This is a genomic window from Leucobacter sp. UCD-THU (genome assembly GCF_000349545.1).
GTDB classification, from domain to species: Bacteria; Actinomycetota; Actinomycetes; order Actinomycetales; family Microbacteriaceae; genus Leucobacter; species Leucobacter muris.
In genome coordinates, this window is sequence record NZ_KB714603.1 from 97,060 (window position 1) to 103,364 (window position 6,305).

Genomic DNA, 6,305 nt, shown 5'->3' on the forward strand with positions numbered 1-6,305 from the left:
GGTGTCACCCCGTGGGTGAAGGCACCTCAGACTTCGAAGGCGGCACGGCTGCGCTTCGACACGAGAAGAAGATCCTCAAGAAAAGGGTGACAAGTGGTTTACGCAGTAGTGCGCACAAGCGGCCGTCAGGAGAAGGTCGAGGTCGGCTCGATCATCACGGTGAATCGTGTGGCGGGCGACGCCAAGGGCAAGCTTCAGCTTCCCGCGGTGCTCCTCGTTGATGGCGACAAGGTGACGACCGACGCCGCGGCTCTCGCCAAGGTCAAGGTGACCGCCGAGGTGCTCAACGACCTCCGCGGTCCGAAGATCGTCATCCAGCGCTACAAGAACAAGACCGGTTACAAGAGCCGCCAGGGTCACCGTCAGGATCTGACCCGCATCAAGGTCACCGGCATCAAGTAACCGCCTCGGCAACACTGAAGGAGTAGAGACTCATGGCACATAAGAAGGGCGCAAGCTCGACCCGCAACGGTCGCGACTCGAACCCCCAGTACCTCGGCGTGAAGCGCTTCGGCGGCCAGCAGGTCGGCGCGGGCGAGATCCTCGTGCGCCAGCGCGGCACCAAGTTCCACCCCGGTGCGAACGTCGGCCGCGGCGGCGACGACACGCTGTTCGCACTGGCGGCCGGTGAGGTCGAGTTCGGTGTGAAGGGCGGCCGCAAGGTCGTCAACATCGTGGCTGCTGCCTAGTTTCAGGCAATCAACGGCGAGGCGGGCTTCGGCTCGCCTTTTGCCGTATCTAGCGAGGGAATTTCGAACATGGTGACGTTCGTCGATCGGGTGCAGGTGCACCTTCAGGCCGGTCGCGGCGGCAACGGCTGCGTGTCGGTGCGGCGCGAGAAGTTCAAGCCGCTGGCGGGGCCCGACGGCGGCGCCGGCGGGCACGGCGGAGACGTCGTGATCCTCGCCGACCCCCAGGTCACCACCCTGCTCGACTACCACCGCCGACCCCATCGCACCGCCGAGAACGGCGGCTACGGCGCGGGCGACTACCGTGCGGGCACGAACGGCGCGGAGCTGGTGCTGTCGGTGCCGGTGGGCACGGTGGTGAAGGACGAGGCGGGGGAGACCCTCATCGACCTCACCGAGCCCGGCACCCGCTTCATCGCCGCGAAGGGCGGCCTCGGCGGGCTCGGCAACCATGCGCTCGCGAGCGCGAAGCGCAAGGCTCCCGGTTTCGCGCTGCTCGGCACCGAAGGCTGGAGCGGCACGCTCACCCTCGAACTCAAGACCATCGCCGACGTGGCGTTCGTGGGATACCCCTCGGCGGGCAAGTCGAGCCTCATCGCCGCCATGAGCGCGGCGAAGCCGAAGATCGCCGACTACCCGTTCACCACGCTGCACCCCAACCTGGGCGTCGTGCAGGTCGCAGACCACCGCTACACGGTCGCAGACGTCCCCGGCCTCATCGAGGGCGCCAGCGAGGGCAAGGGTCTCGGCCTCGACTTCCTGCGCCACGTCGAGCGCTGCAGCGCACTGCTGCACGTGCTCGACTGCGCCACCCTCGAGCCGGGTCGCGACCCCCTCTCCGACCTCGAGGTGATCCGCGGCGAACTCGCGGCGTACCCCGTCCCCGAGGGGCAGGTGCCGCTGCTCGACCGCCCGCAGATCGTGGCCCTCAACAAGATCGACGTGCCCGAGGCGCGCGAGCTCGCCGACTTCGTGCGACCCGAACTCGAAGCCCAGGGCTACCGCGTGTTCGAGATCTCCACGGTCTCGCACGAAGGGCTGCGCGAACTGAGCTTCGCGCTCGCCGAACTCGTCGAGCAGGCCAGGGAGCGCGAGCTCGCCGAAGCAGACCACCAGCCTCGCATCGTGCTGCAGCCGAAGGCCGTCGACGACGGCGGCTTCCGCGTCGTGCCCGAGGGCGGCAGCTACGGCACCATCTACCGCATCCTCGGCGCGAAGCCCGAGCGCTGGGTCGAGCAGACCGACTTCACCAACGACGAGGCCGTCGGCTATCTCGCCGACCGCCTGCAGAAGCTCGGCATCGAGGACGCGCTCGTGAAGGCGGGTGCGACCGCCGGCTCCACCGTGGTGATCGGACCCGGCTCCGGTGTGGTCTTCGACTGGGAGCCGACGATCACGAGCGCCGCCGAGGTGCAGATGGGCTCGCGCGGCACCGACCTGCGCGTCGACCAGAACGGCCGTCGCACCAACAAGGAGCGCCGCACCGAGTACCACGACCTGATGGACGCGAAGGCCGAGGCCCGCGCCGAGCTCGAGCGCGAGCGCGAGGCCGGCATGTGGGAGAGCGAGTCGTGAGCTCGCGACAGCCGAACGCGGGGGAGAGCCTGCTGAACGCTCGCCGCGTGGTGGTGAAGGTCGGGTCGTCGTCGGTCAGCGGCGACAACGCGGGCCAGATCCCGCACCTCGTCTCCTGCCTGGCGCGCCTCTACGCGGCCGGAGCGCAGGTGATCCTCGTCTCCAGCGGCGCCATCGCGACCGGGGTGCCGTTCCTGCGCCTCGACGAGCGCCCCGATGACCTCGCCACCCAGCAGGCGGCGGCGGCGGTGGGGCAGAACATCCTCGTGAACCGCTATCAGCGCGCGCTCAGCGCCCACGAGATCATCGCGGGCCAGGTGCTGCTCACCGCGCACGACATGGAGAACCCGACGCACCGCGGCAACGCGCGGCGCTCGATCGAGCGGCTGCTGCAGCTCGGCATCCTGCCGATCATCAACGAGAACGACACGGTCGCCACCCACGAGATCCGCTTCGGCGACAACGACCGGCTCGCGGCCCTCGTCGCACGGCTCATGGGCGCCGACCGGCTCGTGCTGCTCTCGGACGTCGACGCGCTCTACACCGCCCCGCCGATGATGGCCGGGGCCGAGCGCATCGAGTTCGTGCCCTACGGCGACCCACTGGACGGCATCGAGATCGGCGAGGCGCAGTCGGGCTGGGGCACTGGCGGCGCGGCGACGAAGGTGCAGGCGGCGCGCCTCGCGGCCGACGCCGGCACCGCGGTGCTGCTCACCGAGACGAAGCTGCTCTCGGCGGTGCTCGATGGCGAGCCGCACGGCACCGCCTTCGAGGCCAGGAGCCCCGACGAATCGCTAGGCTAGAGCCATGACCCAGGCTGATCCCTTCCTCGTCAAGCTCGACCGTGCCCGCACCGCCTCCAAGCGGCTCGCGACCGTCACCACCACGCAGAAGAACGCCGCGCTCGAAGCGATCGCGGTCGAACTCGAGAACGGCGTCGACGAGGTGGTCGAGGCGAACGCGAAGGATCTGCAGCGCGGCGCCGAGAACGGCATCGGCGAGGGCCTGCTCGACCGTCTGCGGCTCGACGCGGAGCGCCTGCGCGGCCTGGCCGCGGCGGTGCGCGACGTGATCGCGCTGCCAGATCCCGTCGGGCAGGTCGTGCGGGGGAGCACGCTCGGCAACGGCATCGCGATCAGCCAGGTGCGCGTGCCGTTCGGTGTGGTCGGGGCCATCTACGAGGCCCGCCCCAACGTGACCGTCGACATCGCCGCCCTCGCGCTCAAGAGCGGCAACGGCGCGGTGCTGCGCGGCGGCAGCGCCGCCGAGCACTCCAACCGCGTGCTCGTCTCGCTGATCCAGCGCGCCGTCACCCGAGCCGGTCTCGACGGCGAGGCCGTGCAGACGATCGACGAGTTCGGTCGCGAGGGCGCCGCCCGTCTGATGCGTGCCCGCGGCTACATCGACGTGCTGATCCCGCGAGGCAGCGCCGGCCTCATCTCGACCGTCGTCAACGAGTCGACGGTGCCCGTCATCGAGACGGGATCGGGCATCGTGCACGTCTACGTCGACGGGAGCGCCGACGAGGAGATGGCGGTCTCGGTCGTCAAGAACGCGAAGACGCACCGTCCGAGCGTGTGCAACGCGGCCGAGACGCTGCTCGTGCATCGGGACGCCGCCGAGCGGCTGCTGCCCCGGCTCGCGAACGAGCTCATCGGCGCCGGCGTCGAACTGAGCGGCGACGATGCGGCGCGCGCGGCCGCAGACGGCGTGCTCGCCGCCGACGACGAGACCTGGGCCACCGAGCACCACGCCCTCGAGATGGGCGTCAAGGTGGTCGAGTCGCTCGACGAGGCGCTGGCCCACATCGAGCGCTACTCGACGCGGCACACCGAGGCCATCGTCACCCAGGACTACGCGAACGCCGAGCGCTTCCTCGCCGAGGTCGACTCGGCCGTGGTGATGGTGAACGCCTCCACGAGGTTCACCGACGGCGGCGAGTTCGGCTTCGGCGCCGAGGTGGGGATCTCGACCCAGAAGCTGCACGCGCGCGGGCCGATGGGGCTGCCCGAACTCACGAGCACCAAGTGGCTCGTGCGGGGCGCCGGTCAGATTCGCTGATCAAACCCGATACACTGGGTGTCAACTTCGTTATCCGTCATGAATGCAGGGGTCTCAATGTCACTTGTCGCCACGATCGCCGTCGCCGCCGAAGAGGGGCACCACATCGTCAACGAGCTGCCGTTCCCGGCCCCCGTCTTCGGTGTCATCGCCTTCGTCGCCTTCACCGCGCTCGCGCTGGTGACCTTCTCGTTCCGTGACGTCGCCAACCGCCACGCCGAGAAGGCTGAGGCCTACGCGCGCGAGCACGGCGCCGCTCAGCACCACTGAGGAGCCGGCACTCCGTGGCAGCACGACGCCGCATCGGAGTGATGGGCGGCACCTTCGATCCGATCCATCACGGGCACCTGGTCGCGGCGAGCGAGGTCGCCCAGAGCTTCGACCTCGACGAGGTCATCTTCGTTCCGACGGGGCGACCCTGGCAGAAGCAGCACGTCTCACCCAGCGAGCACCGCTACTTGATGACGGTCATCGCCACCGCGTCGAACCCTCGGTTCACGGTCAGCCGCGTCGACGTGGACCGTGCGGGCCCCACCTACACGGTCGACACGCTCCGCGACCTGCGCGCCCAGTACCCCGATGACGAGCTCTTCTTCATCTCGGGCGCCGATGCGGTCGAGCAGATCCTCGGGTGGAAGGACATCGACCGCCTGTGGGAGCTCGCCCACTTCATCGCCGTGTCGCGGCCCGGGCATGAGCTCTCGCTTTCTGGTTTGTCAGGTGAGCACGTAAGCTTGTTGGAAGTCCCCGCGCTGGCGATCTCGTCTACGGATTGCCGGGCGCGGGTGGCCAGGGGGTACCCGGTGTGGTACCTGGTGCCAGACGGTGTAGTGCAATACATCGCGAAGCACGGTTTATACACCGAGGAAGCGACAGAGAATGAGTGAGCAGGACGAACAGCGACCGCTGACCCGCCGTGAGCGGCGGCTGCGGGAGATGGAGGAGACCGGCGCGCTGGATCTCTCCGAGATCTCGGAAGCGACGGCTGCGCCGAAGCCCGCGAGCGCTCCGCAGCCCGAGGGCGAGGTCGAGATCTCGCCCTACCGTGAAGACGGCACGCCGCGCAGTCGACGCGAGATGCGCGAGCTGCGGGAGCAGGCCCTGGCGGAGCGCGCTGCGCGTGCGCAGAGCGAGAGCGATCCCGGCGCCGCGGCGGTCGCCGAGCAGCCGGCAGGTGCCGAAGGGGCCGCCGTCAACGCCGACGACGTCCGTCCTTCCGTCGCCGAGCAGCCGGCGCAGCCGACCGCGCCCGCTGAGCCTGCTCCGATCGACGAACCCGCAGCGCAGAGGAAGCCCGCCCCGGTCGGCGAGCGGCGCGAAGACGGCGCTCCGGAGGCAGCGGAGACCCCGGCCGAGCCGGTGCCCGCCCCGATCCCCGCGGTGCGCCCCGCGCCCTCCGCCGAGCCGACCTCGTCACCGGCAGAGCCGACGTCGTCCCCGGCCGAGGAGATCGAGGCCGCCCCCGTAGTCGAGGGCCCGGCCGACGACGACGTGCCCGAGACCGTCGAGGCCGAGATCGTCTCCGAGCAGCTCGGCCAGGATCCGGCGCCCGCCGAAGAGACCGGCGCGCTCGACTTCGACACGCTGATCGCACCGCCGACCGAGCCCTTCACTGTGGCCGAGCTGCAGGACGCCGAGGCGGGCACCCCCGACGATGCGGAGGACGAGGACGACGCCCACGCCGAGGCGGAGGCCCCGGCCGAGATCGTAGACGAAGCCGAGGCAGAGTCCGCCCCGGCCCCGAAGCCCAAGCGCCGGTTCCCCTGGCAGCGCAAGGCCGCCGCCGAAGAGACTCCAGCAGACGAGGCCCCGGTCGAGGCGCCCGCGGAGGAGTCGCTCACGCACGAGGCTCCGGCCGAGGCAGCCGCTGCCGATCCCGAGCCGGGCGTCGATGGTGCGCCGCCGGCGGAGGCTCAGGCCCCGGTACCGGAGGAGCCCGTCGAGGCGAATATCTTTTCGAAGGCGTTTTTGTTTTGTATG

General features: G+C 70.0%; 7 protein-coding genes and 1 pseudogene. All 8 read left to right on the plus strand.

What is annotated here, in order from left to right:
- Positions 1 to 93 precede the first annotated feature (93 nt).
- Positions 94 to 402, plus strand: coding sequence for a 50S ribosomal protein L21 (rplU, locus tag H490_RS26720; RefSeq protein ID WP_024355746.1), 309 nt, complete (start codon positions 94 to 96; stop codon positions 400 to 402).
- 32 nt (positions 403 to 434) lie between these two features.
- Complete coding sequence (rpmA, locus tag H490_RS26725) at positions 435 to 689, plus strand: 50S ribosomal protein L27 (RefSeq protein WP_017884564.1); 255 nt, start codon at positions 435 to 437, stop codon at positions 687 to 689.
- A 69-nt stretch (positions 690 to 758) separates the two neighbouring features.
- Positions 759 to 2,264, plus strand: a complete 1,506-nt coding sequence (obgE, locus tag H490_RS26730) for a GTPase ObgE (RefSeq protein ID WP_017884565.1) — start codon at positions 759 to 761, stop codon at positions 2,262 to 2,264.
- Positions 2,261 to 3,067, plus strand: coding sequence for a glutamate 5-kinase (gene proB / locus H490_RS26735; protein ID WP_031290136.1), 807 nt, complete (start codon positions 2,261 to 2,263; stop codon positions 3,065 to 3,067). Before obgE ends, proB begins: the two co-directional genes overlap by 4 nt.
- A 4-nt stretch (positions 3,068 to 3,071) precedes the next feature.
- Complete coding sequence (locus H490_RS26740) at positions 3,072 to 4,325, plus strand: glutamate-5-semialdehyde dehydrogenase (RefSeq protein ID WP_017884567.1); 1,254 nt, start codon at positions 3,072 to 3,074, stop codon at positions 4,323 to 4,325.
- Between the two features lie 57 nt (positions 4,326 to 4,382).
- Entirely contained in the window at positions 4,383 to 4,595 is a 213-nt protein-coding gene (locus H490_RS26745) for a hypothetical protein (RefSeq protein ID WP_017884568.1), read from the plus strand.
- 14 nt (positions 4,596 to 4,609) lie between these two features.
- Positions 4,610 to 5,212 (plus strand): nicotinate-nucleotide adenylyltransferase, encoded by a 603-nt coding sequence (gene nadD / locus H490_RS26750; protein ID WP_041205637.1) that lies wholly within the window; start codon positions 4,610 to 4,612, stop codon positions 5,210 to 5,212.
- A pseudogene (locus H490_RS32125) lies at positions 5,205 to 6,305 on the plus strand (hypothetical protein); the annotation flags it as partial. The gene nadD and the pseudogene H490_RS32125, both read left to right, overlap by 8 nt.

Bases quoted from the DNA above. Each gene is read 5' to 3' on its own strand.
- H490_RS26745 (WP_017884568.1), top strand. From the start codon at position 4,383: ATGTCACTTGTCGCCACGATCGCCGTCGCCGCCGAAGAGGGGCACCAC.
- H490_RS26740 (WP_017884567.1), top strand. From the start codon at position 3,072: ATGACCCAGGCTGATCCCTTCCTCGTCAAGCTCGACCGTGCCCGCACC.
- rpmA (WP_017884564.1), top strand. From the start codon at position 435: ATGGCACATAAGAAGGGCGCAAGCTCGACCCGCAACGGTCGCGACTCG.
- obgE (WP_017884565.1), top strand. From the start codon at position 759: ATGGTGACGTTCGTCGATCGGGTGCAGGTGCACCTTCAGGCCGGTCGC.